Annotated in this window: 27 protein-coding genes and 2 pseudogenes; 18 read left to right on the forward strand and 11 right to left on the reverse strand. The window is 35.2% G+C overall.

Annotation, left to right across the window (positions count from 1 at the left end):
- Positions 1 to 112: 112 nt before the first annotated feature.
- Positions 113 to 1,525, reverse strand: coding sequence for an FMN-binding glutamate synthase family protein (locus QUF86_RS10075; protein ID WP_289334212.1), 1,413 nt, complete (start codon positions 1,523 to 1,525; stop codon positions 113 to 115).
- Positions 1,526 to 1,736: 211 nt separating this feature from the next.
- Between QUF86_RS10075 and QUF86_RS10080 the strand changes: the two genes are divergently transcribed.
- Positions 1,737 to 2,483, forward strand: coding sequence for a YqjF family protein (locus QUF86_RS10080; protein ID WP_289334213.1), 747 nt, complete (start codon positions 1,737 to 1,739; stop codon positions 2,481 to 2,483).
- 1,164 nt (positions 2,484 to 3,647) lie between these two features.
- Here the strand turns inward: QUF86_RS10080 and QUF86_RS10085 are convergent.
- On the reverse strand, positions 3,648 to 4,643 hold the full coding sequence (locus tag QUF86_RS10085) for a zinc-dependent alcohol dehydrogenase family protein (RefSeq protein ID WP_289314848.1): 996 nt from the start codon (positions 4,641 to 4,643) through the stop codon (positions 3,648 to 3,650).
- A 265-nt stretch (positions 4,644 to 4,908) separates the two neighbouring features.
- On the opposite strand from QUF86_RS10085, the gene QUF86_RS10090 reads away from it, so the two are divergent.
- The 3 genes from QUF86_RS10090 to QUF86_RS10100 all read left to right on the forward strand — a co-directional run bounded on the left by QUF86_RS10090 (position 4,909) and on the right by QUF86_RS10100 (position 6,464).
- On the forward strand, positions 4,909 to 5,286 hold the full coding sequence (locus QUF86_RS10090; RefSeq protein ID WP_289334214.1) for a winged helix-turn-helix transcriptional regulator: 378 nt from the start codon (positions 4,909 to 4,911) through the stop codon (positions 5,284 to 5,286).
- A 274-nt stretch (positions 5,287 to 5,560) separates the two neighbouring features.
- On the forward strand, positions 5,561 to 5,986 hold the full coding sequence (fosM, locus tag QUF86_RS10095) for a FosM family fosfomycin resistance protein (protein WP_430103813.1): 426 nt from the start codon (positions 5,561 to 5,563) through the stop codon (positions 5,984 to 5,986).
- A 355-nt stretch (positions 5,987 to 6,341) separates the two neighbouring features.
- Complete coding sequence (locus tag QUF86_RS10100; RefSeq protein ID WP_284702828.1) at positions 6,342 to 6,464, forward strand: hypothetical protein; 123 nt, start codon at positions 6,342 to 6,344, stop codon at positions 6,462 to 6,464.
- A 380-nt stretch (positions 6,465 to 6,844) separates the two neighbouring features.
- On the opposite strand, the pseudogene QUF86_RS10105 reads toward QUF86_RS10100, so the two are convergent.
- Both QUF86_RS10105 and QUF86_RS10115 read right to left on the reverse strand, forming a co-directional pair.
- A pseudogene (locus tag QUF86_RS10105) lies at positions 6,845 to 7,264 on the reverse strand (acyl-CoA thioesterase); the annotation flags it as partial.
- Positions 7,265 to 7,442: 178 nt separating this feature from the next.
- Complete coding sequence (locus QUF86_RS10115; protein ID WP_289334216.1) at positions 7,443 to 7,595, reverse strand: hypothetical protein; 153 nt, start codon at positions 7,593 to 7,595, stop codon at positions 7,443 to 7,445.
- Positions 7,596 to 8,564: 969 nt separating this feature from the next.
- On the opposite strand from QUF86_RS10115, the pseudogene QUF86_RS10120 reads away from it, so the two are divergent.
- The 7 genes and pseudogenes from QUF86_RS10120 to QUF86_RS10150 all read left to right on the forward strand — a co-directional run.
- A pseudogene (locus QUF86_RS10120) lies at positions 8,565 to 8,888 on the forward strand (GNAT family N-acetyltransferase); the annotation flags it as partial.
- 306 nt (positions 8,889 to 9,194) lie between these two features.
- Positions 9,195 to 9,623 carry a hypothetical protein gene (locus QUF86_RS10125; protein ID WP_289334217.1) on the forward strand — a complete coding sequence of 143 codons (429 nt, stop codon included), beginning with the start codon at positions 9,195 to 9,197 and terminating at the stop codon, positions 9,621 to 9,623.
- A 233-nt stretch (positions 9,624 to 9,856) separates the two neighbouring features.
- Positions 9,857 to 10,360 carry a hypothetical protein gene (locus QUF86_RS10130; protein ID WP_289334218.1) on the forward strand — a complete coding sequence of 168 codons (504 nt, stop codon included), beginning with the start codon at positions 9,857 to 9,859 and terminating at the stop codon, positions 10,358 to 10,360.
- Positions 10,361 to 11,127: 767 nt separating this feature from the next.
- The gene (locus tag QUF86_RS10135; protein WP_289314852.1) at positions 11,128 to 12,288 is read left to right on the forward strand and encodes a CapA family protein; all 1,161 of its coding nucleotides are present in this window, start codon (positions 11,128 to 11,130) and stop codon (positions 12,286 to 12,288) included.
- A gap of 667 nt (positions 12,289 to 12,955) precedes the next feature.
- A complete protein-coding gene (locus tag QUF86_RS10140) occupies positions 12,956 to 13,561 on the forward strand; it encodes a DUF6241 domain-containing protein (protein WP_289334219.1) in 606 nt (201 codons plus the stop codon).
- Positions 13,562 to 13,863: 302 nt separating this feature from the next.
- Positions 13,864 to 14,400, forward strand: a complete 537-nt coding sequence (locus QUF86_RS10145; RefSeq protein ID WP_289314854.1) for a nucleotidyltransferase domain-containing protein — start codon at positions 13,864 to 13,866, stop codon at positions 14,398 to 14,400.
- A gap of 370 nt (positions 14,401 to 14,770) precedes the next feature.
- On the forward strand, positions 14,771 to 15,106 hold the full coding sequence (locus QUF86_RS10150) for a hypothetical protein (protein ID WP_289314855.1): 336 nt from the start codon (positions 14,771 to 14,773) through the stop codon (positions 15,104 to 15,106).
- Positions 15,107 to 15,622: 516 nt separating this feature from the next.
- Here QUF86_RS10150 and QUF86_RS10155 read toward each other — a convergent pair.
- The 6 genes from QUF86_RS10155 to QUF86_RS10180 form a co-directional block, all read right to left on the reverse strand.
- Positions 15,623 to 15,811, reverse strand: a complete 189-nt coding sequence (locus QUF86_RS10155; protein ID WP_289334220.1) for a histidine kinase dimerization/phospho-acceptor domain-containing protein — start codon at positions 15,809 to 15,811, stop codon at positions 15,623 to 15,625.
- Positions 15,812 to 15,826: 15 nt separating this feature from the next.
- Positions 15,827 to 16,573, reverse strand: a complete 747-nt coding sequence (gene tatC, locus QUF86_RS10160) for a twin-arginine translocase subunit TatC (RefSeq protein WP_289314858.1) — start codon at positions 16,571 to 16,573, stop codon at positions 15,827 to 15,829.
- A 64-nt stretch (positions 16,574 to 16,637) separates the two neighbouring features.
- Positions 16,638 to 16,817: a twin-arginine translocase TatA/TatE family subunit gene (locus QUF86_RS10165; RefSeq protein ID WP_144479126.1), complete on the reverse strand. Its 180-nt coding sequence runs from the start codon at positions 16,815 to 16,817 to the stop codon at positions 16,638 to 16,640.
- A gap of 12 nt (positions 16,818 to 16,829) precedes the next feature.
- The gene (locus QUF86_RS10170; RefSeq protein ID WP_289334221.1) at positions 16,830 to 16,985 is read right to left on the reverse strand and encodes a hypothetical protein; all 156 of its coding nucleotides are present in this window, start codon (positions 16,983 to 16,985) and stop codon (positions 16,830 to 16,832) included.
- Positions 16,986 to 17,037: 52 nt separating this feature from the next.
- Entirely contained in the window at positions 17,038 to 18,417 is a 1,380-nt protein-coding gene (locus tag QUF86_RS10175) for a metallophosphoesterase (RefSeq protein ID WP_289334222.1), read from the reverse strand.
- A 537-nt stretch (positions 18,418 to 18,954) separates the two neighbouring features.
- Positions 18,955 to 19,167, reverse strand: a complete 213-nt coding sequence (locus QUF86_RS10180) for a hypothetical protein (RefSeq protein WP_483313950.1) — start codon at positions 19,165 to 19,167, stop codon at positions 18,955 to 18,957.
- Between the two features lie 877 nt (positions 19,168 to 20,044).
- On the opposite strand from QUF86_RS10180, the gene QUF86_RS10185 reads away from it, so the two are divergent.
- The 6 genes from QUF86_RS10185 (at position 20,045) to QUF86_RS10210 (ending at position 24,033) form a co-directional block, all read left to right on the forward strand.
- Complete coding sequence (locus tag QUF86_RS10185; RefSeq protein ID WP_289334224.1) at positions 20,045 to 20,365, forward strand: ArsR/SmtB family transcription factor; 321 nt, start codon at positions 20,045 to 20,047, stop codon at positions 20,363 to 20,365.
- A gap of 13 nt (positions 20,366 to 20,378) precedes the next feature.
- Positions 20,379 to 20,876: an SRPBCC family protein gene (locus QUF86_RS10190; RefSeq protein WP_289334225.1), complete on the forward strand. Its 498-nt coding sequence runs from the start codon at positions 20,379 to 20,381 to the stop codon at positions 20,874 to 20,876.
- A gap of 580 nt (positions 20,877 to 21,456) precedes the next feature.
- Positions 21,457 to 21,639, forward strand: coding sequence for a hypothetical protein (locus QUF86_RS10195; RefSeq protein WP_106028659.1), 183 nt, complete (start codon positions 21,457 to 21,459; stop codon positions 21,637 to 21,639).
- 114 nt (positions 21,640 to 21,753) lie between these two features.
- Positions 21,754 to 21,885 (forward strand): DUF6254 family protein, encoded by a 132-nt coding sequence (locus tag QUF86_RS10200; protein ID WP_289314864.1) that lies wholly within the window; start codon positions 21,754 to 21,756, stop codon positions 21,883 to 21,885.
- A 755-nt stretch (positions 21,886 to 22,640) separates the two neighbouring features.
- A complete protein-coding gene (locus tag QUF86_RS10205; RefSeq protein WP_289334226.1) occupies positions 22,641 to 23,432 on the forward strand; it encodes a phosphotransferase in 792 nt (263 codons plus the stop codon).
- 91 nt (positions 23,433 to 23,523) lie between these two features.
- Positions 23,524 to 24,033: a DUF6584 family protein gene (locus tag QUF86_RS10210; RefSeq protein WP_289334227.1), complete on the forward strand. Its 510-nt coding sequence runs from the start codon at positions 23,524 to 23,526 to the stop codon at positions 24,031 to 24,033.
- 155 nt (positions 24,034 to 24,188) lie between these two features.
- Here QUF86_RS10210 and QUF86_RS10215 read toward each other — a convergent pair whose 3' ends face one another.
- Positions 24,189 to 25,244 (reverse strand): potassium channel family protein, encoded by a 1,056-nt coding sequence (locus tag QUF86_RS10215; protein WP_289334228.1) that lies wholly within the window; start codon positions 25,242 to 25,244, stop codon positions 24,189 to 24,191.
- Positions 25,245 to 25,673: 429 nt separating this feature from the next.
- On the opposite strand from QUF86_RS10215, the gene QUF86_RS10220 reads away from it, so the two are divergent.
- The gene (locus QUF86_RS10220) at positions 25,674 to 26,249 is read left to right on the forward strand and encodes a LysE family translocator (protein ID WP_289334229.1); all 576 of its coding nucleotides are present in this window, start codon (positions 25,674 to 25,676) and stop codon (positions 26,247 to 26,249) included.
- Positions 26,250 to 26,261: the final 12 nt, after the last annotated feature.

The raw sequence follows: 26,261 nt of genomic DNA on the forward strand, positions 1-26,261 counted from the left end.
TCAAAAATGTGTGGTCCTTTTAATATCAAAGGTTAAACTTACATTACCTAAATATAACATTTGATCGTTTGCCAATCTGGATATTTTGAATTTGCTTTCTATACACATTCAATTATTTCTCTTTTTGTATGTCTTCCCAAGGTTCAAACGAAAAGGGAATTCCAATCATTTTAGCAGTCAATTCATCATAGGAAACTAAATCTTTTTTTGACAACTCCTTTAAGGATTGTTTCCCCATCGCTCTTAATGCCATTTTCATTTCTTCTATACTTGCTGTAAAGAATTTCTCTGCTGCTTTTACTCCATCTTCTATCTTAAATTGATCCTTGAATTTACCTTGATTCCAAACAACTTGTGTAGGTGGTTCAAAGGGAAGAGCATTCAATGCTTGACTATGCGAGACAGCAAATAATATGGCAGATCCTACATAAACAGCATCAGCACCGAGTGCAAGTACTTTTAAAAAGTGCCCAGGTACTAATAGCCCTCCTGAGACAATTAAACTAATTTGCCCCTTCATTTTTCTCTTTTCTAAATGATTAACAGCCCGGACAACTGCATGCAATGTTGGTATTCCCATGTCATCGGATAAAATGGGGGGGGCACCGTGTGTGGCTGCTTGGCCGCCGTCAATCGTAATGAAATCAACACCGAGTTCAATTAAATGATCTATATCTTCTTCGATTTTTCCACCTGCCCCCATTTTTACACCAATGGGAACACCACCAGTTATGCTCCGAAGTTCATTAACAAGTTTTTTAATATCTTTCAATGTTTGATTTTCAAAAAAATGTTCAAAAATGACTCCATCCTCATTTTCTTTAAGCCCCATCACTTCACGAGCCCGACCTGTTAAATTTTTGGGTGAAATTTTCCCACCCATCCCAGCTAGTGCTCCTTGTCCGAACTTAATTTCAATCATGTCGGCACGCTTAATAAGATCTTCTTCCTTTGACCATTCTGTTTTTGAAAACTGTAAAATATATTTTCCTGCTTTATCTAATTCTTCAGGTATTACTCCGCCTTCTCCGGAATTAATCGCGGTTCCTACATTTTTTGCTGCTTCCGCCAAAGAAAGCCTTGTTTGTTCACTAAGTGCGATACCATAGGCCATCCCTGTAATCATAAGAGGAATTTTTATTTTCATTGGTTTTTTTGCTTTTGGTCCAATGGTTACCTTAACATCAACGTCTTCTTCACCATCAATAGGAAATGGTGTCGTTTGTGCAGGGATAAAGGTAATTGGATCCAAATGCGGCCATTTTTTTGAAGAGCCAAGTGGTCGATGCAGGACGTCGCCTGTTTCTGCACGCAAGCTATTTTCAAGCATATTTTGAACGCCCATATGCCTTAGTCCTGGCATCAACTCCATAATATTTTCTTGATAGCTGTCGGTTAAAATGATTTTTCCCATTTTCTTAACTATACGTTTCATAATCCAACGCCAACCAACAAGCATGAATAAAAATAGGACAAATATTATTGCAACCATCACAAAAGATAAATAGGATAGAATGTTCGACATATTCACTTCTCCACTATCAAATTAATTTAACAGCTCAATATTGTTGTTATTTCTGAAAAAAGTAAAATTGTGTTATTTTATAAAGATATCAGCCACAACTTTATAGGGTGAAAGTCAATACAGAGAGCAATTGAAAAATACAAGCAACATCAAATGATTTTCTGAGTTTTTTTCACCCCTTAACTAAGTAGATATAAAGGAGATACTTTTCATGAACCTACTAGATGATAACGCTCACCGTCCTTGGCCAATACCTTCAAAAAAATGGATTATGCGACAACCTTGGAGAAATCTCTTGTTTACCCATTGGCCTATTCCAGCTGAAACACTAAGACCGCATATTCCTCTTCATTTAGAAATTGACACCTTTGATGGATATGCCTGGTTGGGAGTTATTCTCTTCGTTATGGAGGGAATTTATCCTCGTGGATTGTCATCTGTATCACTAACCCCTAAATTTTCAGAAATCAATGTAAGGACATATGTTCAATGTGATGGTAAACCCGGTATCTTTTTCATGTCTCTTGACGTTGAGGACTGGGCCTCCTATAAAATAGCCAAGAAATGGTTTCGTTTGCCCTATTATTCTGCACAAATTTCTTTAGAAAAAAAAGGACAAACCTTTCATTGTCAAAGTATCCGTAAAGGAAAAACAAGTACTCCAATTAGATTTAATGCAAAGTACGCTCCAATACCAGAAGTTTATTTTCCTGAAAAAGGAACTTTAGACCATTGGCTCACAGAGAGGTATTGCTTGTATAGTACGGATAATGGAGTCAATATCTATTGCGGAGAAATACACCACCGTCCTTGGCCGCTACAAAAAGTAGAGGCAGAGATATGTACGAATACACTTTTTACTCCCTTTAATTTTGACCTTACTGAAGTCAAACCGCTTTTTCATTTCTCTAAAGGTGTTGATACACTTATATGGAATATTAAGAAAACACGGTTCTAGTGTAAAAAGATTCCTTGAACTATTCATTTCTTTCGAATTCGGGGATTAAGAAACTTCACTTAACTTCAATACTCAATATCCCTCACATCTAAAACTTAAATGTAATCGGAATGCAAATAATGAAGAATCCATTTTATTTAATTAGTAATCCCTTAATGGTCGTTTTGATATTATAAAATAACCCTTAGCGTGTAAGTAATTTTGAACCTCCCCGCAAAATACATAAAAATCATTAAATATTGTCTGAGGTATTTTTAATCAAACTTTATTTGAATTCAACACTTAGCTTAAGATCGGAGCTGTCTTTAAGGCTCTTTATTTAACTATCGGGTGCTTTACTTCAATTAGGGAAGTTGCTGAGGTAGCCTTTGTCTTATGGCACTAACGGGGCAGGTTAGTTGAAAAGAGTTTGGGTTTTTATGGTAACATAAAGTAATAGGTCAAAGAACTATTTTTGAAGTTTAAAGCTAGGATAGATATCGCTAGGAAGAAAGGGATTACTTATGAAGAAAATAATGTTTAAACCAGAATATATTACAATGTTTTTGGGGTGTTTAGTAGGGATAGTGCTTCTCATAGGAATAGCAAGTAGACTGTTTTCTATGAAAGAAATAGTTTCTTTTTTTCTCATAATATCTTTACTTTTTGTTTTTAGTATTGATATAAAAAAAGGTGCCTTTAAGAAGGAAAAAAACAAATTCCCTATCAAATATTTTGTATTGATTTGTCTATTTTGTTTATTAACCATTATCTAATTTATGCTGTATTATTCTATTCATTGAACTAATTTCAATAAATTTGTGAAGGATTGTACTTAAACTAACGGGTGCTTTACTTCAATAAGAGGGTTGCTTTGGCAGCTCTTTTTCTTATGGCACTAACGGGGCAGGTTGGTTCTATAAGAAAATGAATTAAAGTATGGTTTTTTGAATGAAGAACAAAAGGATGTAACCGAAAAGAAATTGACAAAAACATTTATTTAAAGAGTATTAGTGGTTTCAAATTATCTTAAAGTTGCCGATTTCTATTACTATGCCCTGATGGTTTTTACAGTAATTAAAAATAAAAGCAGACGGTACATCGAGGATCTTATAGAGATTCGAATGACCATCTACTTTTAAATGAACGTAAAGTTGTTGAGGCATTTCAAATGTGCAAGTAATATTACCAGCTATTTTTCAAAACAATTTTTCCTATCGCCTTGCCTGACTCCATGTACTCATGGGCTTTTGAGACTTCATCAAACGTGAAAATGTTTGAATCCAAAAGCGGGCGCAGCTTCCCTTCCTCAACCACCCTGGCAACCTTCTTCAAGATTTCTCCATAATGTTTATGCAGGTCCTTGTTTAATATCTTCAACAACATAAAGGTAACATGGAGAGAAAGTCCCTTTGAATGCACTGGGGAGAGGTCATGAGTCGAACGTGCAGCAATGGCTATTATCGTTCCATGTACCGCGGCCGCCTCAAAGGAGCGATCAAGGTTTTCACCCCCTACTGTGTCAAATACAACGTCAAATCCTTTTCCGTCTGTATATTTTTGTACATAATCGTGAACGCTTTCTTCTCGATAATTAATGGTTACATCAGCACCAAGACGCGTGCCAATCTCCAGCTTCTCTTGCGAAGAGGCAGTTGTATAGACTGTCGCTCCTCTCCATTTGGCTAGTTGAATGGCAATGTGTCCTACACCGCCGGTGGCTGCATGAATCAGTATATCTTGTCCTGGTGTAAGCCTTGCCCGATTAAATAATGCTTCCCAAGCGGTAATGGCAACTAACGGTAAAGCTGCGGCTTCTTCCATCGTCAAATTTTTCGGCTTGTGAGCAAGTAAATCAACATCTGCAAGCATAAACTCTGCAAGTGCACCGCCAGTCCCTTTAAATCCACCCGCGCATCCAAACACTTCATCCCCAATATTAAACTCGGTTACTCCTTCACCCACAGCAGAGACCAAACCGGCCACATCCCCATGTAATACTGCTGGAAACTCGGGTGCAACGGCCGGAACTGCACCAGCACGGACTTTCGTATCAATTGGATTTACACTTGTAGCCTTTACTTGAATAAGTACATGTCCAGGTTGTAGTTCAGGTTTTGAAATCTCTTTATATTGAAATACGGATGGTTTACCAAAAGATTGTATGATTTGTGATTTCACTCTAGTCACTCCTTTTTATTTTATGGGAAAATGTCTCATCACCTATTCATGTTAAGGATTAATACACCGGAGACATTACCATCCGATTTTATTAGGAACATCTTTAATGATGAATAGTATGAAAAGAAGGAATATTTAGTCTTCTCTTGCAAAATTAATCATACTTTATATAATATAAAATTAAAAGTACGCACATTTTTGTTGAATAGGATAAAATTTGTAATATAGTATACAATTTGATACTTAAAAAGATTGGGGTGTCGATATGAAGGACTTTAAAACGGAAAAGTGTCCTGATACCACTGCTTGTCCTGTTGCCGTTACAGTGGATGTGATAGGAGGTAAATGGAAAGGGATCATATTATATAACTTAATTTCCGGCCCTAAACGTTTTAACGAGTTAGGGAGACTTATGCCCTATACCACACAACGTATGTTAACGTTACAACTTCGGGAATTGGAACAGGATGGTATTGTACATCGTGAAATATATCGGGAGATTCCTCCAAAAGTTGAATATTCTCTTACTGCATTTGGAGAAACATTAAAACCTATCATCTACCTCATGCGAGATTGGGGAGATATTTACCAAAGTGAGGTTTTAATGAAACGAAAGATCTCAGAAAATGTGTCGCATCAATAGCAATCCCTCTGACAAAACCGAAAGTTAGCTTTCAGCATATCCATGACTTATGTTTTTTTACCAATAAGATAAAAATAAAAAGGATGATAATTGAATACAAAAATGAAATTCAGAAATTATATTATGAAATATTGTACTTAAACTAACGGGTGCTTTACTTCAATCAGGAAGGTTGCTGCGGCAGCCTTTTTCTTATTGAACTATCGGGGCAGGTTATTACAATAAGATTTTACTTCCTTTGTATAATAATTAAGAATTCTTATTTTGAGGTGATATGGTGTCTATAAAAGGTTTGAACCACTTTTTATTTTCAGTTTCTAATTTAGAGAATTCCATTGAGTTTTATAAAAATGTTTTTGATGCAAAATTGTTAGTTAAGGGAAGAAATACTGCCTATTTTGATTTGAATGGAATGTGGATTGCCCTAAATGTAGAAAAAGATATTCCCCGTAATGAAATAAGCCATTCATACACACATATAGCTTTTTCAATCGAAGAAGCCGACTTTGTAAAAATGTACGAGAAACTAATGGAATTGAATGTAAACATCTTGTCAGGTCGTCCAAGAGATGAAAAAGATAAGAAATCTGTTTATTTTACTGACCCCGATGGCCATAAGTTTGAATTTCATACAGGTACTTTACAGGATAGAATGGATTACTACAAACAAGAAAAAGCACATATGGAGTTTTTCGATTAAAGGATTTCCTTGTTGACTAACAGGTGCTATAGCTTAAAGCGACTTATGGCCAAGGTATCATAAATGATGGGAGTAAACTCGCTATTTCAGATGGTTTTGGCAGCAATCCTCCTAATGCGACTATCTGTAAGATCATTGACAATCAGTTATTCAAAAATCTTATTAGAATTATTGGTCAGTTAAAATCACGAGGTTGAAGAAGAATCTCAAATAGCATAGCCTGCAAAAAAGAACGCAAACTAAAAATACTGGTTGCCGATAACGAAAAAGGATAAATATTACACAGTATCTTTAAAGAGTGTATTTATTGGCATCCACGTTGTATCACTAACTCAAACTACAGGGGGGTGGAAAAATGTCTAAAAATAAAAATAAGCAATTGAAGAATAATGATGCTTTACCTAGAAAAGATGTAGAATTTGCGCATAATGGACTTGAAAAAATAGCATTAAAAGACCAGGAACGCCAAAAAAAGTAAATATATTTTGAATTCAAACTGTCCCTCAAAAAATTTGAATTGATGTTTTTTGGGGGATACAAAAATTATCGTCACATTTGTTTACCTATATCTCTAGTATACCTCTGTGAATTCGATCAAAAAGTTAGAACTTATTATTAAAGAATACAATGTTCATCATTATCAATAGAAGAAACTCGTCAAAAAAAGCCTTTGCTCCACGGGAGTAAAGGCAATAATTTATCATTTTTATCTTTCGTAGAAACGCTTATCTCTATAAGACTGACACAATATCCTCTCGCTGCATCCTGATTGTAAGAATCACTAGGACTACCATTCCCCTCAGGAAACTAACTTATTGGTCCTTATCTAATTATCCCATTGAACTACGTCCATAAAGCTTAGCAAGAACTATATTGTTCCCAGGGATAATTTGCAGTTAAAAAGGCAGCCAATTCCTTACTTTTTTGTTTCCTTTCCTTGCGAATTCTTGCTCGATCAGATGCGGTTTCATGTAATTTCCGCTCTTCTTCTGTTTCTAGAATGACTTGTGGAACACGTGTTGGCCGGTTATGTTGATCAAGTGCTACAAAAGTCAATAGTGCCGTTGCTGCAATTTTACGATTACCGCTTTTTAAGTCTTCTGCAATGATTTTCACAAAAACCTCCATCGACGAGGTACCTGTCCATGTCACAACAGATTCAAACGAGACTGAATCTGTTGTTCGAACTGGATGTAAAAAATCAACTGAATCTGTCGAGGCGGTCACACATTCCCTGCGGCTATGACGCGCTGCAGAAGTTGAGGATACCTGATCCAGGTGATCTTATAACTCTTGATTCTTTACAGTATTTAGTTTCCATAAACATATCTCTCCTTTAATTTATAAACCTCTTTATATCCATACCTATAAAGGTTCTATTACATCTATCTTTCTTCCTGACTAGTTCAAAAAGAAGGAATGCTAATAGTTATAATTAGCGAAAGATTCTGAAATTTTATATTTTAACTAATTCATGATCATTAAAATAAATGACTTCTGTTAGGAATTTACAACCCTGCATCCCTCTGAAAGCATCTTTAGCTTCTTTTTCAGAGTCAAACTCATAAATTTTAAAGTTGTTCTTTGAATGAACAGTGATTACCCACATAAAAGGCCTCCAATAATAAGTTTTTTTAAATCTGTTTTTCCATTAGATGTTTTTAAAACCAGCACCGGAAACGAAAAGATTCAGCGATCTTTCTTATTCCAAACAATAAGCCGCTATACGCACATCGACTTTGACTTAGTCTATAAATGGTTCATTATTTTAGGATTAAGGACATATTTTCTGTACCTCCTAAGTCTTTAAATCTTTATCAATCTACAATGCAAGTATCGCGCCAACTTGTAACTCGCAGAATTAAAAGAGTTTAAGCGACTATAGACTGCCAAATTTTTTTGCATGAATAATTATTATGTGTCGATAGCAAAATTTTTTTGCACCCTTCTGCCACTTTCAAAAAAAGATTAAGCTGTGTCTTTCCACCCAATTTACTTTAATAAAGTTACTTAAATAAATTATGCAGTTTAGTTTCTTCATCAGCTAGCGGAGGCCTTACTTCAATTAGGGAGTTTCTGGGGTGCCTTTTTCTTATGCAACTATGCGGCAGGTTAGTTAAATAAGGGTAATGGTTTTTTATGGTAATATAAAATGGAGACGAAAACAGGGGGCTGACTATGGAAGGGTTAGACATATATGATTGGTCTAGATTAGTTTTTTACTTTTATAGTTAGTTTAATTGTTATTTTCATGACTTTATTGATTCAGAGAAAACGAAACAACATTGTTAAAGGATTTACAATTACTATTTTTCAATGATTTCTATAATTGTTTCTGGAATTAACCTAATTATCACGGGATACATAGCTGATGAATCAAATTTACCAGGAGACATCATGTCTTCAAATATGTTTCTTATAATTTTAGGGTTAATACTTCAGCTCGATTCCTTAACTCGGAAATCGGCTTTTTTTGATTTAGGATAGTATCATAACTTAAGGGAAATTATGCAATAAAAAGAGGATTATTTTATGTTAGAATTACCTGAATGAAAGAATAATTTTCTAGTAAAACTAAGTGGTGGAAACATCATTAAGGAATTCTATTCATTGCATCACAGTTAAGGATAATGATCAAATTGTGGGTATGGGCAGAATTGTTGGCGATGGAGCTATCTATTTCTATATTCAAGATATAGTGGTTCATCCAGATTATCAGAAAAATGGTATTGGAAAGGAAATAATGAATATCTTGGATGAATACTTAAAACGGAATGCCCCAGATAAGGCGTTTGTCGGTTTGTTTGCATCACAAGGTAAAGAATCTTACTATGAAAAATATAATTTTAAAGATTACTCACCCAACATGACGGGGATGTTTACTGTGATTTCAAAAAAATAGACATAATAGATTTGAAATTCATAGAGAAAACATCAATCAACATTTAAGCAATTGTTCTCCCAGTAACCCTTTTTCCTTAACAAGTTAACAGGTGCTTTACTTCAATAATGAGGTTGCTGTTGCAGCCTTTTTCTTATGGAACAAAGGGGGAGGTTCCTAAGAGGATGTGATTGGAAGGTTGCATCATCTTTGAATATTTCGGTATTCAATAAGTTTTAAAAATGAAAGATGGGAAGAATTTGAAACGATACAAATAAAAATACGTATAAATATAATTATTCAATATGTGTAGGAAGAAGGATTAAAATGTATTATGGTTTACTAATTATGGGTGTAGTGTTATTTTTCGTTAGTATTTATGTGTTTATTTCTATGTACATTGAAAGAGAATTTACTTTTTTCGATACGTTTAAAGCACTTTCTGCATTAATATTAGGCGGGTTATTATTGGTTATAACACTCCCTAGCCTAAAATATATGCTATTTAAAGAGTATGATGTTGTAAAAGGAAGTTGCATCATCGATATAAGTTCTTCTGGGCGCTCCAGCGAAGCGACATTTGAAATGCCGGTTACGGACGAGCAATTTTATTTTGAGGATATTCCTGACTTGGATGCCTATGGAAGGGCAGTTCCCTATTATTGTGAGGTCACCGTCACAAAGGATCATGAGTTTGAAGTAAGTTATAAGATTTATGACGCTAAATCAAGAGATCTTATTCTAACAAGTGAGTAGCTCACGTATACAGTTGATAACATAGGGAGTTAATGAACTAACGGGTGGGTTAGCTTAAGAGCAGAGCTGTCTTTAAGGCAGCTTTTTCTTTATGTAACTATCGGGGCAGGTTAGTTATATAAGGAATTGGTTTATTATGGTATTATATTTAGGTTATTGTCTTCAACACTCAATGTTAGGGTGGATAATTTAATGGTTCGAAATTTACATTCATCCTATAGGAGGACATACCTTTGTTTAATTTAAAAAAATTCACCGTAGGACTCTTGGCTTTAGGAAGTCTTGCTGCTTGTGACAACGAACAAGAACTAGTAAATTATGAAAAAGAAGAGGCACCCAAACAAAACGTTGTTCAAGATTCTACACAACAGAACAAAGAGTCTTCTTTCAATTCACCAAAGTATCATATGTCTGGAGGTTGGACAAATGATGAATTTTATATAATGATCCACGGCAGCAGTGACATTAAAGGTGCTGGCAAGTATACACTGCAAAAAATCCCGAAAAAGGGAAAAGAGAAAGTTGTAAAGCATTTACAGTTAACGGAATCAACGGGAAATAAGCTAACTGCTATAATTTATAGTGAGGATTCTAATAAGACTTCTTTTCTAACATTAGAGATGAACAAAGAAAGAAATGAAATAACTATAACGATGCCAAATGAAAAACCCACGACCTATAGAGAAACAGATATTATGCCATTCGAATTTAATCCTGAATATGTACGGGGAGAATAAAACCAAAATAAAAAGACACCCCATCAACCATAGTGGTAAGCTTTGTTAATGAACTAACGGGTGCTTTAGTTCTATAAGGATCACTAAAAATAATAAAACTATTTTATAAAAACCGTATACTAAATCACTAGAAAAGAATCCATTTTGATTATTTTTTTTAAATGGATTCTTTTTATTTACGCTAATATGTGGGTTCATGAGGACCTTTTGATCAATCCCTACAGTTGATTCTTTTACGTGCAAATTAGCACTTAAAATAAGTGCAAATTATCACCTAAAGTAACAAGCATTTTTAATTGTCTACTATGAGTGTACTCAAAATTTACAAGATATTTTAAATATGTGTTATGAAATCACTCACTAAATGATTCTAGTAAATGAGCCTAAAAAAGCCCCTCTCTATATGAGAAGGGCTTTTATCCGATATTCAAAGTGGTCACATATGATTGGTGCCCATTTTTTAAATTAGCCATTCATTGAACAGTGACAAGTTAGCTCACTTCTAGTAAGTCTATTCATCATTCGCTTCGTTCGCGATTTGCTTTAAGTATCCTTTGGAATGGACTGCGTCAAACTGAAAATGCTTTGTATACGACTGATGAGATAGCAAGCACATCTGACATAGCAACACATGATATGTCTAACTTTTTTTCCTATTTCGTACTCTGTTTCAAACAAATGATGTGTTCATTTTAAATATCAAATAGATATTTTTGTTGTTATTTCCTAAAAACACCCTACTATAATAGTAGGAGGTAGCATTTGCCATGAAAAGAATACTAGTGTTTCTAGCTACATTTATATGTTTGTTATGGATTCTTGCACCATTTGTAAAAGGTCAATTTCAAGAGGAACCAAAAGTCTCGGAAACAAAGGCAGAAAATAAAAAGAAACTTAAACCCGAAAACGCTTCATCTCACGTTCATACACCTGTTCCGAAACAAAAAGTAACTGCAGCAACCATAGGCGCTGTGGGAGATATTTTAATTCACGATAGGGTGTATATACCCGCCCGCAAGTCAAACGGCTCGTATGACTTTAATCCGATGTTCCGATTCGTGAAGCCCTATCTGGGAAAAACGGATATTACGGTGGCTAATCAGGAAACGATGATTGGCGGGAAAGAAATAGGGCTTTCCTCATATCCTTCCTTTAATTCACCAGTAGAGGTGGGAGATGCTCTAAAGGCAAACGGGGTTGATCTCGTGACAATCGCCAATAACCATACACTTGACCGAGGAGAAAAGGCCATTTTGAATGCGCTTAACCACTGGAACAGTATTGGGATGCCTTATACAGGAGCTTATCAATCGTCTGAAGACCAGAAGATCATTCGGATATTAAAAAGAAACGATATTACCTTTTCGTTTCTCAGCTATACGTATGGAACGAACGGGATTCCTGTTCCTGAGGGGAAGCCGTATCTTGTGAATTTAATTGATACCACGAGAATCCAGACGGAAGTTAAAGAAGCAGAGAAAGTTTCAGATGTCGTTGTGGTCAGTCTGCATTTCGGCAAAGAGTATGAACGGTTGCCTAATGATGAACAAAAGCTGCTTGCTCAAACGACAGCTAATGCAGGTGCTGATATTATTATTGGCCACCACCCACACGTTTTGCAGCCTGTTTCATGGCTTACAAAACCAAACGGCGAACGGGCATTTGTTGCTTATTCGCTTGGGAATTTCTTGTCCGGCCAGCAGGGAGATTACAAAGACATCGGCGGTATTATGCAAATTGGCGTAAAGAAAATCCAAACCGGGGATGATGTGAAAATCGAACTGCAAAATCCCAAATTCCTGCCAACCTGGGTCAACCGGCCATATGAGATCATTCCAATGAAAACCTTGAGTGATCAGTCTGACAAATATAACGAAATCCAAAAACATATGAATCAATTCATGCCTGAACTGTCATTTGATTTTTAATGAAGGTACAGTCTTTGGCATTGGAAAAAACTAATTGTTTTACATAATGAAAAAGCCACCGGCTATTTAGCCGGTGGACCGCATATTCCTCCTAATAAGGTAAACACTATTCACCATGTTCCAGCTAAACGGCTTGAACCAACAGACGAACACGACTCATTGACAAAGAACCTATTCCGCAAAACATATACGAAAAACTGTCATATGAGCGAACTATATGAGATTACATTAGATGAACTGATTAAAAATGATCATACATTTCAAAATGAGGAAAACGAATAATTATTATTCAACTAATGGTCATTGTTGCTGTTTTAACCCTTAATGGATAAAACACTATTTAGACCATGTTGAAATATCAGGTATATAGCTTAAGAACGGGACTGTCTTTAAGGCAGTTTTTTTCTTTATGCAACTAAAGGGACAGGTTAGTTCAAAAAGTATGGATAATTTTTCGATTTGCACCAAAACCATACAAGTTCTTGAACAGGCAGGAAGAGAAATGCGGAAGGAACAACAACGTCAAAAGGTAATGGGAAATGGAACAAAAACAATTCAAGGATAATAGTTAAGGTATCTGTTATGATAGTAAATGTAAACTTTGCCCATAAGAGGAATTAACTAAAATCAGCATGAATAATCAAGCTACCATCTGGAGGAATTTATTATGAAAAAGAAAATTATGTATGGAACACTTGGCGCAGCAGTATTAGCTTTTGGAACTTACGCTTCTCTATCTTATAACAGCCCTATCGCAGAAGCTCAAGCTGAACCTGAACCCAACGGCAAAATTGTAGCAGATGCTGAAAATACTCAAACTGCAGAAGTTGATTACAAACTTAGCAGTGAAGAACTTCAAAAAGCTCAAAAGGAAATCGGTAAAGTTAACCACGAAGGAGATGTCATCGTTAGAATGATAGGAATGACACTTCAAAAAGTTAATTTCGGTGGAGAATCTGAAACTCCTAGAGGTATTGATCCTAATTCTATTAATAGAGCTCAAATGACTAAAGGCAACATCCAATTCTTAAAAAATCAGTTAGACTCTATTGAAATCAGTCGTCTTACTAAAACTGACGGATATGAAAAAATGTTAGATAAATGGGCCGAAGGTAATTTTGACCAAGTTGATAAAGATGCAGAAAGCCTAGTAAGTTTCTTATCCGAGCCATACGGTAAATATGAAGGCGATAAAGTAGGGAAGAAAGGCTTTTTACAAGAGGAAAACTACGTTAAAAAAATGTTTGGTGAGAATTCACTAAAATTCCAATAATGATCTTCAGAAGATAAGCTACGAGAAATCGCGGCTTATTTTTTGTTTATAAAATAGGGATTTGAATGTGCGATTTTTCTTCTTTTCTCATATATGATAATTTGTAAAATCATACTTTCAAAATAGAGAATAAAATACCCTTCTTCAACTATCGGGTGCGTTAGCTTAAGAGCCGAGCTGTCTTTAAGGCAGCTTTTTCTTTATGCAACTAACGGGGCAGGTTAGTTAAAAAAGGGTTTTGCAATCCTTATGCAGAATAAGGTAATGCTTAAAATCTTAGTACATAAAGGGTGTGTATGAGGATGGATTGTAAGAATGTTACCGGAGAAAATGATACAGGCAAATCACAATTAAATATACTTCTTGAAATAAATGAAATTTGCTTATCACTTAATTTTAACCTGTGGCTACGAGGCGGATGGGCGATAGATTTTCTTCTTGGAAGGATTACTCGGTCACATTCTGATATTGATTTAGTTACTTGGTTACAGTATCGTGAGCACTTGGAACAGGCTCTTGTTAATGCTGGTTTTCAAATAAAGCCAGTAGGCCAGTTTCAAACCGATTTCCTCAAGAACAATGTCGATGTGAGTTTTGTATTTGTTAGGTATTCTGATAATGGCGATATAGTCGCTAACGGTTTTCCAGATTGGGTATGGAGGAAAGATGCCTTGCCAATGGAACTTTATAATTTACAAGGTGTATCAATAAATGTTCTAAACCCATACCAATTACTTGAGGAAAAAAGAGTTTACGAACAAGGAACAGGAAGAACACTTCGTCCAAAGGATCTTAAAAGCATAGAAATTATTCAACAGATAATTGATGCAAAAAGTTAGAGGTTAAATAAAATTCTTATAGAACTACCATGAAAATAAGTTTCTTTAAAAATGAAAAATGACAATACTTAAGTAGACCCTGCTCAATCGTTTAAAAAAAAGAGGAGAGCGTTAATTAATTAGTCAATGGATTAGGGTTGACTGGATTAAGGTCAGTATCAGTATTGACACTTCCCAACCATTTTCATTCTTTGTGGTGAATCGCCGATTTTTGCGATTCATGGATGGCTAACGGGTGCGTTAGTTGAGAACCGGGGCTGCCATTTGGTGGCCTTTTTGCTTAATGAACTAAAGGGGCAGGTTTGTTCAATAAGGGACTTGAGTACAATCTGCTAAAATAGTTAGAAATAGGCAGGGAAGGGTGAAGTAAATGTGTGGAATCAATTTCATTTTAGCTAACACCTATAAAGAAGCGTATAAGGAAGAAACATATGTAGAATTTGAAGAGGGAATACACTCATATCTTTTAAGCAAGGAAAAGGACTCTAATAATGAGTTTGGTTTACTTCTAAATCTTCATATTTATGGTGAAACAATATTGTATAGAGACGAGATTAATGAATTAATAGGTATATGTGATGGCGTAATTAATAAATACACAGGGGAGGACAAAGAACAAAAAGTTAGATGTTTTGCTAAAGAGTTAAAATTTATTTGCATAGAAGCGTTACAGCGAAAAAAACATATATTTGCCATAGGTGATTAGTTTTAAATAGTCTTAAACTTGGTGCGTTAGCTCAAGATTGGAGCTATCTTTAAGGCAGCTCTTTTTTTATGCAACTAAAGGGGCAGGAGAGTTCCATAAGGAAATGAAGACTAATGTGTAAATTTATACTATATTGGACATATAACGTCAATAATATTAAACCTAAATTTGCAAGGAGAAATAATGAAAATACACTATTTTGTTGTTTTAGTTTTATCTTCAGTTTTATTGTTTGGTTGTTCTTCCAAATAAAAGTATGACAATGCTGCGAAAGCAGAAGTACAAGATGGCCTAAAGGAACAAAGTATTAAATCTAATTCAAGCTCTAAAATTATTTCATCTAACAACAACTCAGAACAAACACCAACATTCACAGTAAATGAAAAAGTAAGAGATGTAATAATGGTAAATGAAACAAGGGGTGAAAATCGGAAATTTGTTTTTTTAGATAAACCTTTGATAGGGGTACGACCGAGATACATGTAAAAAAGGGTCATGAAATGGTATTTATTACCATTAATAACCCTTTTTTACTTTGTGCTGTTTTCTATTTCTAATTAAAGCAACATCCAATTCTCCTCGCATAATCGTTAAGGAAGTACGAAGTTCATGAGAAACATCGGAAGTAAACTGCTGGATTTGAGTGAAAGAAGTTTCTAACCTGTCAATTATGATTGACAGGTTTAGATAAACTCTGCAATTCATCTTCCTCCTCCTTAATTAAGACGTTTTCTTCATTTCAATGACAATATCCGATTGCTTTTTTAATTTTTTTCGGTATACGATTTTTGATAATGTAACACTACATTCGTACAACACTAAAAGCGGTACGATAACTAATATATCGGATATAAAATCAGGTGGTGTAATTAAAATAGACACAACGATAAGCAAAAAGTAAGATATCTTTCGCGCTTTTGAAAGAGTCATAGGATTAATGACACCAAGAGAGGTGAGGAACATGACGACAAGCGGGATTTCGAATAAAAATCCAAACGGCAGTGTCAAGTTAATCATGAATTTAAAATATTTTTCAGATGTGAACATCGTTTCAAATTGTCCTTCAGACAAGGATAGTAAAAAGGAAAGTACGGTTGGATATACTACAAAATAACCAAATGATAAGCCGGTAATAAAGAGGACAAATAATCCAGGAATGTACGATAGGGTCGTTTTTCGTTCTTTTTCAGAAAGCCCCGGTTTTACAAATAGCCATGTTTGATGGGCAGCAATCGGAATAGTAAGAGCAATCGCGATCACTCCTGAAATCATGAAATACACCCAGAGGATTTCACTTGGCCCCAATACTGCTAAATTATGGTTGAGGTCACGGATAAGCCATGTGTAAATTTCCTGTACATAAATGAATGATCCAAATAAGAAAACGATAAAAGCTACCAAAGTATAGATTAACCGTTTCCTGAGTTCTCCGAGGTGCTCAACCAAAAGCATTTCTTGATTAGTCATACAACTTCTCCTTTTCTAAAAACAAGAGGAAGATGCAAGCTTGTTGCCTACATCTTCTTCAAAATTACTTGGATTGCGTCTTTTCTTCTTCGTCTGAAGAAATTAAATCTTTCGTAGAGTTTTTAAACTCTCTTAATGTACTTCCAAAAGCACGTCCAATTTCGGGCAACTTAGATGGTCCAAATATGATGAGGGCAATGACTAAAATTAATATTAATCCAGGTATCCCAATATTTTGAAACATAGTGTTTCCTCCTTAAAATTTAAATCCTTTTTTCTTCGGTTTAACACGTAATAGGGTGTCAGTTTGGGCATTGGCTGTCTCACTTAAAATACCCAGACCAGAAGTGGCAGCCGCACCTGTTCCCATATATGTTAAAAACGTACGACGATTTAGCGGTTTGTTTGCCAAAAAATGTCCTCCTATTAATCTCCTGAAATGTAAAGCTAAATTAGAGAGCGGCCTATGCTTTCGTTATTCCATCTATTTTCAAAAATGTGTCACTTATATTCCCAAATGAATCAATTGCATATACTTCGATACTATAGCTTGTACCAGGCTGTAACCCCTTAACTGGCTGAACGAATGGATTAGGTACTGGATCTTTGTAGAATTCTGAGAAAGCACGAAACTCTTTTGCTATTTGTCCTGTTAGATTGTTCTTCGCTACTACTTTATAAGAATGTACCAGCGAATTATCATTGGCCTGATTAAACATGATATTCATCTCAGTACTAGTGGTATCAACAATCGAAATGCTTGACCCTTTTGGGAAACGAGGTTTTACTTGATCTCTCATTTCTGTATATTTAAATGAATTCTTTTCACCTCGACAGTCAATTACCCATGGTTCGCCTATCCAATCATTTTGAGTAAAATCACGACGATGAATGAACACTTTGTCTCCATGAACCTCTACAATTAGACCTTGGCTAAACGTTTCGGCTCCTTTAGGTAATTCTCCTTGAATATACCCAGCTTCAACCCACATATTTTTTAGAGAAGCAGTTGCAAGTGTAGTAAAATCCTTTTGGTGGATTGTTCTTGGTTCATCTAATGGATAATGTGTATGACCAGAAAACGTGATTACTTGCGGATATTCTTTTAAAGTATCGTAAAAAAGGTCTCTATTTGCAGAGAAGCCCCATTCGCTTCCATAAATGGTTCCTTTGATAGGCTGGTGATGGAAGACAAAAATTGGTTTTTTCGGATCATCAGTGTTTGCTAACTTTAATTGTTCACCCAACCATTCAATTTGCTTCACTGAAAAGGTTCCCTCTGTTTTACCATCTTCCGTACCAAGAACAATGAAATGATAACCTTTGACGACCTTATGGTAGTAAATCGACTCCATTCCCGTTTTCTCAATAAATCGTTTTTGAGAATCTATTACTGATAAACCATTCCAATAGTCATGATTTCCGATTGCAATCATAGATACAGCCTTCGGTTGTTTTTTGATATCATAAATCGACATAAATCGATCATACTCTTCTATGTAACCATTCTCTGTTAAATCACCAACAACAACGAGAGCATCTTGTTTTGGTACTAATTCATTCAATTGATGCAATGCGCTGCCCCACTTTTGCAGATCCGTTGTCCCACTCTTCAAAATATGCACATCACTAATAACTGGAAACACTAAATCGGGGTTTTTATGCAAACCAAGCTTCGACGTTGCTCCAGCTGACTCAAGATTTAGTGAGTTTACTAGCGATAATCCAAGGGTAAGCCCAGCAATCTTCGTTGTACCTTCCAAAAAACTGCGTCGATCCATTCCTTTTTCAAAGATAGTATTCGACGATTTTTCTGATTCGTGTTTTAGTTGCTCGTCTTTCATTGATATCTGCTCCTCTTAAGGTATTTTTGGTTGATTTTGCTAATAATAAATCGGTAATATAGGTGAATTCATATCATGATGCCAGCGCTCAAACATCACCATCTATTCCGTTTTTCAGTAGATAACTCTACTCTTAATGCTGGAAAAGGCTCGTTTTTAACATAAACCGCTAAATGATTCGTGAATGTTTCGATTTGATGTCGACCACCATAAGTCATTTCTAATCCACACAAAAAGACAACTTTTATCACAAATTACCTCTTTTCGACATAAATATACACAAAAAATGTTAAGGAAATGTTAGTCTAAAGTGGATTATTTTTGGTTTTAGTGTAAATTGCCACAATATCCATTTTTTTCACAACTTTAACCAAATAAAAAGAGGAAAAGCTAACATTCGCTTTTCCTCAACGTAACATGCATGATTCTATTTATTTACGATTTCTATACCCTCTTTTTCATACTTCTTCAATATTATTTCCGACAGCTTAGAGTCGGAAATAATACGGTCAATCCGATCAAACTGGCAACCTTCAATCAGGAGGCAATATCAAATTTGCTGCTGTCTGCTAAAACAGTACAATTTCGAGAAATCTCTAGCATCTTCATTTTTACCTGGTATTCACCTAATCCGTAATCCGTTAGTCCTTCCGTCAACGAAATGCCGCTGATACTCATAAAAAATGCATCGATATGAAATCCTTTGAAAAACTCCTCCGCGTTCCTTTTGTCAATAACTGCAATCAGGATATTATGATATTTTCAAAATCACCCAGAACTTTAACATAGCCTGTGACATTAATCCTTACTGCATTATTTTTTTTTCAATAATTCTTAATGAACTAACGGGTGCTTTACTTCAATAAAGGAGTTGGTTTGGCAGCTTTTTTTCTTAGGCAATTTAGTTCATTACAGTTTATACTACAAGCAGACTTTGATTTAGATTGAGGAGATAAAATAATGCGTTCTTTTTTAAGAAAAGAATTTTGGGATGACAGAAATAAACCTATTCTGTTTATACAATGGGTATTGACAATCTTTGCAATAATATTATATTTCCAAACTTATAACAGTATAGATTATTTTCACTCTGGAATTATAAGACTAATTGCAGGGATAATCACCTTTCTAATAGGAATTGAAAACTACATTGTTAAAAAAAGAGAATACATATTTTGGTTCATCCTAACGATAATGTTTTGTGGAATGGGGATAGACATATTAATCAACTAAGGGGAGAGTTAGCTGAAGGTCGGAGCGCAGGTGCGTCTTTCTAATTCAAAGACTAAATAGGGACCCAGTATATTAAGAAGCAATATCAAATATTGTAAGTAGCTATTGAACTAATAGGTTTTTTACTTCGATAAGGGAGTTGCTTCTGCAGCTCTTTTTCTTGTGGAGCTAGCGGGGCAGGATAGTTTAATAAGGGGAAGGATATAATGGGTACAGCCTGGTGTACCAACAAACAAGAAAACTATCATGGAGATAGAAAATAACGATTCACCTCCCCTAGCTATACTAAGTTAGTTCAAGATAAATAATTTCTTCAATATTACTTGATGGGAATATTCCTATTCGTTTATATTCTAATCAAGGGAATATAATTCTAATAAATCGTGGTGTAAAGATGAATACTACATTATTAAGTGCTCTTGCCGAGCCAAATCGATTAAGGATTGTTGAACTCCTTAGAGACAGACCTCTCACCGTGGGAGAAATTGCAGACCGACTTCAGATTCGCCAGCCATTGGCATCTAAACATCTAAGTGTGCTTTATAAATCAGGAGTGGTGGAATTTTATGCGGAAGCAAATCGTCGAATTTATAAACTTCGTCCAGAACCCTTTAAGGCATTAAACATTTGGTTGGAACAGTATCGTGAAATATGGGAAGAAAAACTCGACAGCTTGGAATTTTATCTGAAGGAGCTACAAAATAAAAAACAATAATTGGAGGAATAAAATGTTTCCAAAAACCGAAATCACCCGTAGTTTCAATGCTCCTCGTGAGCTTGTATTTAAGGCATTTACCGAATCAGAACATCTGCAGAACTGGTGGGGCCCTAAAGGATGGGCTTTTGATATTTCTAAGTTCGATCTTCGCAAGGATGGTGTCTTCCATTACAGCCAGACATCTCCTGACGGTAATGTAATGTGGGTCAAATTTGTTTATCATGAAGTAAATGCTCCAGAGAAACTCGTTTACACCTCTTTCTTTTCTGATGAAAAGGGTAACATCGTACGTGCTCCTTTTAACGACAACTGGCCATTGGAAACTCTCAATACTTTTATATTCACTGAGCATGAAGGTAAAACAGTACTTACGATGATTGGGACACCTGTATCCCCAACTGAGGAGGAAATGAAAACATACGAGGAGTCGCAAGAAATGGTTCAGGAGGGCTTTTCAGGAACCTTCGTTCAACTGGCTGATTACCTCTCTAATATTTCAGAAAACTGATATAAGTCGATGACGAACAAAAGAACAATGGGAACACTGTTAATAGCAGTGTTCTCGTTTAAGGAAAGGTAATAACAGTTCAATAATTGGTCATGGAATTAAAGAAGATGAAAAGTCTTTTCTAAAACAGATCTTTGAACTAACAGGTGCTTTGCTTCATTAAGGGAGTTGCTTTGGCAGCTCTTTTTCTTATGCAACTACCGGGTGTGTAGTTCAAAAAGGAATAACAAGGAGTGAGTGGAAATGAGTTTGGCTTCCTATATTGATATGCCCCACTCCTGCTAACGTCTTGAACATCATGTATCCGATTATACACGTGAACCATCTCGTGCATAGGGTATCCATTGTTACGTAGAAAATCCAAGTCAAGAAATTATCTGGAGTTAAGTTAATTTCAAACATCTTATGTAAAAACGGCAACATTGTTGGTATATAACTTATAAAATAACCGAACTGGAACTTATTATTCACTTTGTTTTTTTACCCGAATTACTTGACGGATTCATGTTATTATCGGTTTTAATTCGGGGTATATTTCTTCTTTCTGATCTCATACTAAAGATAAGAAGGAGGGGTATCCATGGCAAAACGAACAAAGAAAAATGATGCAGACCAAAAGAACAAACAAGGATTTGATTCAAGCAAATCTGATTCAGAATTCTCTAAAGAATTTGGCAGTGCAAACGCTAATCAAGCACATAAAAATAAAGCAAAAAAAGAAAAAGCATCTAAAAATCAAGGTGAGTGGAAAGGCATGCATTAATTAATACTTACCAGACTCGACTCTTGATAAGTGATGCCTGCACCGAGTATAAAGGGTGGAGGCTTATCATGCTTCAAACTATTTACTGAACTTTATGTAAAGGAGCTTATTTAGATGACTCAATCTAAGCAACAACAAGAACGCCAATGGAAAGATCGTAAACAATCGCAGAATCCACATGGTAAGGTCAAATCATTTGAACAATTAGCTGATGATATGGGAAAAAATGAATCAGAAACTAAGTAAAACTGTTTAAGAATGAGAGGCTATCCCAAAGGCCAGAGCCCCACATAATAGTGAGGTCACTCCCTTGGGATACCTCTCTTTGTCGTTACCTAAAAGGTCATAATTACCTGGAGTGTAATTATTCATACAGAAATACCGATTAATGATGATGAATATTCAGGTTATTTTTTATATTCGCGGTTGTTTTGCCGGTGAGTTTGACTTGCTAAACGTAAAGAAATATCAGTTTACTACTCCTTACGTTTATGAGGTATCCAGTCATGCGCCAGCCCATTTTCTTATTCGACTAAAGGGGCAGGTTAGTTGCATGAGAAAATGTAATTTTATGTTAAAATAATGGCAGGGATAAAAAAGGAGATAATTTAATATGCCAGCCTGTCATAAATGTGGTTATAAGTGAAGCAGGAATGAAAAATAATATAATTTTTGGACTTGTCATATTTAATGTCTTAGTATTTATGAGTACTCTCATTTGAATACTATTTTTATGATGGCTTCTTAAGTGCAAATTTCATTTATGTAGTATTCCACGTATTATACTCCTTACTGTTTGCTTTACTTTTGTTTAGGTTTCTATTTCTAAAGATGTTTGAAGAGTCAAAACATAATAGTAGAAAAAGCATGAACCAATGAAAATTTAGGCTTAGAAGGTTGCTGAGGCAGCCTTTTTCTTATGGCAATAGCGGGGCAGGTTAGTTGAACAAACAGGATTTGTTTTACGGTTTATAGAAAGTAGATTAGGGGGGGATATTTAGATGTCAAACCATGAAAACGAAGAAATGCTAACAGGGGGGAATGTCTCTAAGGTTTATCGTTCAGGAAATACTGTGCGACGAGAATTAAAGCCAGACAGTACCAAAGTTCATAAGCTATTAAAGCATTTGGAGAACGAAGGTTTCAGTTATGCACCAAAGTTTTTAGGTATTGATGAAAAAGGAAGAGAGATATTATCCTTTATTGAAGGGGAAGCTGGTAATGATCCTTTAAAAGAATATATGTGGTCAAATGATGTTTTAAAAGAAATAGCGAAGATGCTCCGTCTTTATCATGATGCTGTGAGTGATTTTCCATTATCAGATGATTGGAAACCGATAGATAATACTCCACACAAAGTGGAGGTATTATGCCATAATGACTTTGCCAGATACAACATTATTTTTAATCATGAAAGACCAGTAGGTATCATTGATTTTGATGTTGCTGGACCTGGTCCAAGACTTTGGGACATAGCTTATACTCTTTATACTTGTGTCCCCTTAAGTAGATTTTATCTTTCTGAAACAGGTGAGAAAGTTTATTATAAATCATTACAGCAGGCTAACCGTATAAAACAAAGAGTTAAATTGTTTTTTGATTCTTACGGTGAGGGAGTAGAAGAAGATTATTTGGAAATGGTATTGCTGCGATTGGAAGGGTTATGTAAAACAATTACAAGAAAAGCCAGTGAAGGTGACATTGCTTTTCAAAAGATGATAGATGAAGGGCATCTTGAACATTATCAAAACGATATTAAATTCATTCGTGAATATGGAAAAGAGTGGATTTGAGGTAGGTTTTTGTTGAACTAACGGGTGCTTTATTTCAATAAGTAAGGTTGCTACAGCAATCTTTTTCTTCAGGAACTATAGGGTCAGGTTAATGGATGAAGGAGGAGTATTAATAGAAAAAATACCTGTTAAAACCATAAAGAAGATAGAAGAGGACATTAAAAATAATGATTTAGGAAAAGCAAGAGATAGAATACACGGGTTAATTTTCACCTATCCAGATGAATTAGAACTCCGTAAAAAGTTAGGGGATATCTATTTTGCATTAAAATATCCCTCGATGGCCGGTCGATATTGGTATCTAGAAAAGGATAAGACTCCTGAAATGGTAGATGCGTGTATTCAGTTCGAAAAATCAATGGGTAACGATCCTAATAGAATAGCAAGGGTTCTAAAATTTAAAGGAGATAGTGAAATTATAAAAAGACTGCAAGATAAGGAAATTTCTCCTATACAAAATAAAGTTAAAGAAAAATTGACGGAAGAACCTGATGAGACATTGGAGGATAAGTTATTTACTATTGGGTGTATCACGATATTAATATTAATCATTTTCTTTACATTAATCGGAATTTACACTCTCTTTAGCTGGTTTTTTTGATCCCTAGAGTCTTTATTCAAGAGGTATTTATAGTTATTGTTCTTCAGATAATAGGTGCTTTACTTCAATAACAGGGGGTTGCTGCGGCAGCCTTTTAGTTTAATAAGAAAAATAAATAAAGGATGCTATTATAGCATCCCTAAAGATTTCGGCTTTCAAGGTAATGTATTTGAATTTATTTCGGAAATGGTCTTTTTATCACATATAACGAAAAGCTGTGCATCATCAGGAATTCTTTCATCTAATTTTTGGTTTATGGTAAGATTACCACGATCTGCTACCAGTGTGGCTCCTTTGTCAAGAAGATCTATAAACGCATCACGATAGGTTCTCCATTCATCTTGTTTAGAAATCTCATACATGGTTTCTTTATACTTTGTGCTCATAAGTTCAGAATACATGTGGGTGACTCCATGAGAAAATAATGATCTTACTGCTGCGTGGGAGATCATCTCTTGTGTAGGAATAAACTCATCCACTTTTACACGCTCGAATAAACGAATATGCTTTTGATTGATTACCTCGGCGGTGACATGAATAGATGTATTCGTTTTTTCTTCAATGGATGTTATGGCAGTGGCAACTAATAATGTCTTTCCATCGACAAGCAAAGGATCCTTTGTAGCATAATTATCTTGTGTTATTTGGTCAGCAAAAATGATAACGCCTTTTGCTCTAGGCAGGTTTGCACGGAGTAATGTTTCTTCATCGGTAGCATCCCCACGAACATAAAACAGACGCTCTTCCATCATAGGAGCTTTTTCCAAGTTATCAATGATTACAATATCAATGATTTCATCAGATTTTATAATTTCTTGGATGGCGGATTTTGACTTATCACTCCAGCCAATCAGAATGATCTGATTTTTACCTGTATATTTCATTTTTCCACCAACTTTAAATTTTTCGATAAGATATACAGATTTAATGATTTTTCCAATAAAAAGACTAACTAGCCCAATACCCGTGATGTAAAGACCAATGGTAAATGCTTTTCCAAGATCGGTGACCGGTGCATAGTCTCCAAAACCGACCGTAGCAAGCGTTGTAAGTACCCAGTAAACAGAGGTTAAATAAGATTCGAACGTCTCTGGCTCTATAGAATAAGCAACATACGCAGCAACTAATATGTATAAAATGGCAAATGGTAAAAAGATTCTACCTCTTAATTTAATAAAGTAATACATTATTTTTTTAGCCGTAATTCTCATCAATATCCATCCTAGTTTTCAAGTCATCGATTAGATTTATATTTCCCCAATTTAACAATTAATTAAACGTAAGCGTAAAAGTAGTTTACCCAAGTGGGGAGCAAGAACAGCATATAAAAGGAGAATTTTGTATGTTCACAACATATTACGGATAAAGTGAGAGGATCGTGTTATGTAAGAAGATCTTGGGGAAGTAAATGGAAAACTGTTGAATCCCGCTTGATGGCATTTTGGATATCTGAAAACCGAACTTTTTAGTCATCCTTTTTTGTAATGGAGTGGATAATTGAGCATGGGGTCTGAGTTCATTACACAACAACCATAAACTTTTCTTTTGTGATATAGAATGTATCAGCACCCTGCAATAATATACTATAGCCATTTAATTTTAAGATGTAAGATATGAGATACTTGAAAGGAGTATTCCTCATGAATATTACATCTTTTTTAATTTACTGTTTTATTGTTACTTTTACACCAGGACCTACTAATATCATCATTTTATCCACAGTTCATAATTCAGGTACAAAAAAGGCAATGGAATATACGTATGGAGCAACGATTGCTTTTGGTTTATTACTTGTTATTTCTGCCATGTTGAATACTATGCTTGTAACGATAATACCGAAAATCTTGATCGGTATGCAGATAATCGGAAGCTTTTATATGTGCTACCTCGCTTATCAAATTTACAAAATGGATACATCTAAACCAACTGTAAACCAAACTGGTACCTTTATGTCAGGCTTCCTTATGCAGTTTTTAAATCCAAAGGTGTTACTATTTACAATGACTGTAATTCCTAGCTATGTTATGCCCCACTATATCGAAATGACTGAGGTGACAATAAGCGTTATAGCTATAACTATTATTGGATTTTCAGCATTTACTACATGGGTTCTTTTCGGTACAATCTTCAAGCAGTTTTTACAGAAGCATGAAAAGACTGTTAATGTAATGATGGCATTGTTTTTAGTTTATGCTGGAGTAATGATATGGATGTAGGTAAGCCAATTA

This window comes from Peribacillus sp. NJ11, from assembly GCF_030348405.1.
In the GTDB taxonomy this organism is placed as follows: domain Bacteria; phylum Bacillota; class Bacilli; order Bacillales; family DSM-1321; genus Peribacillus.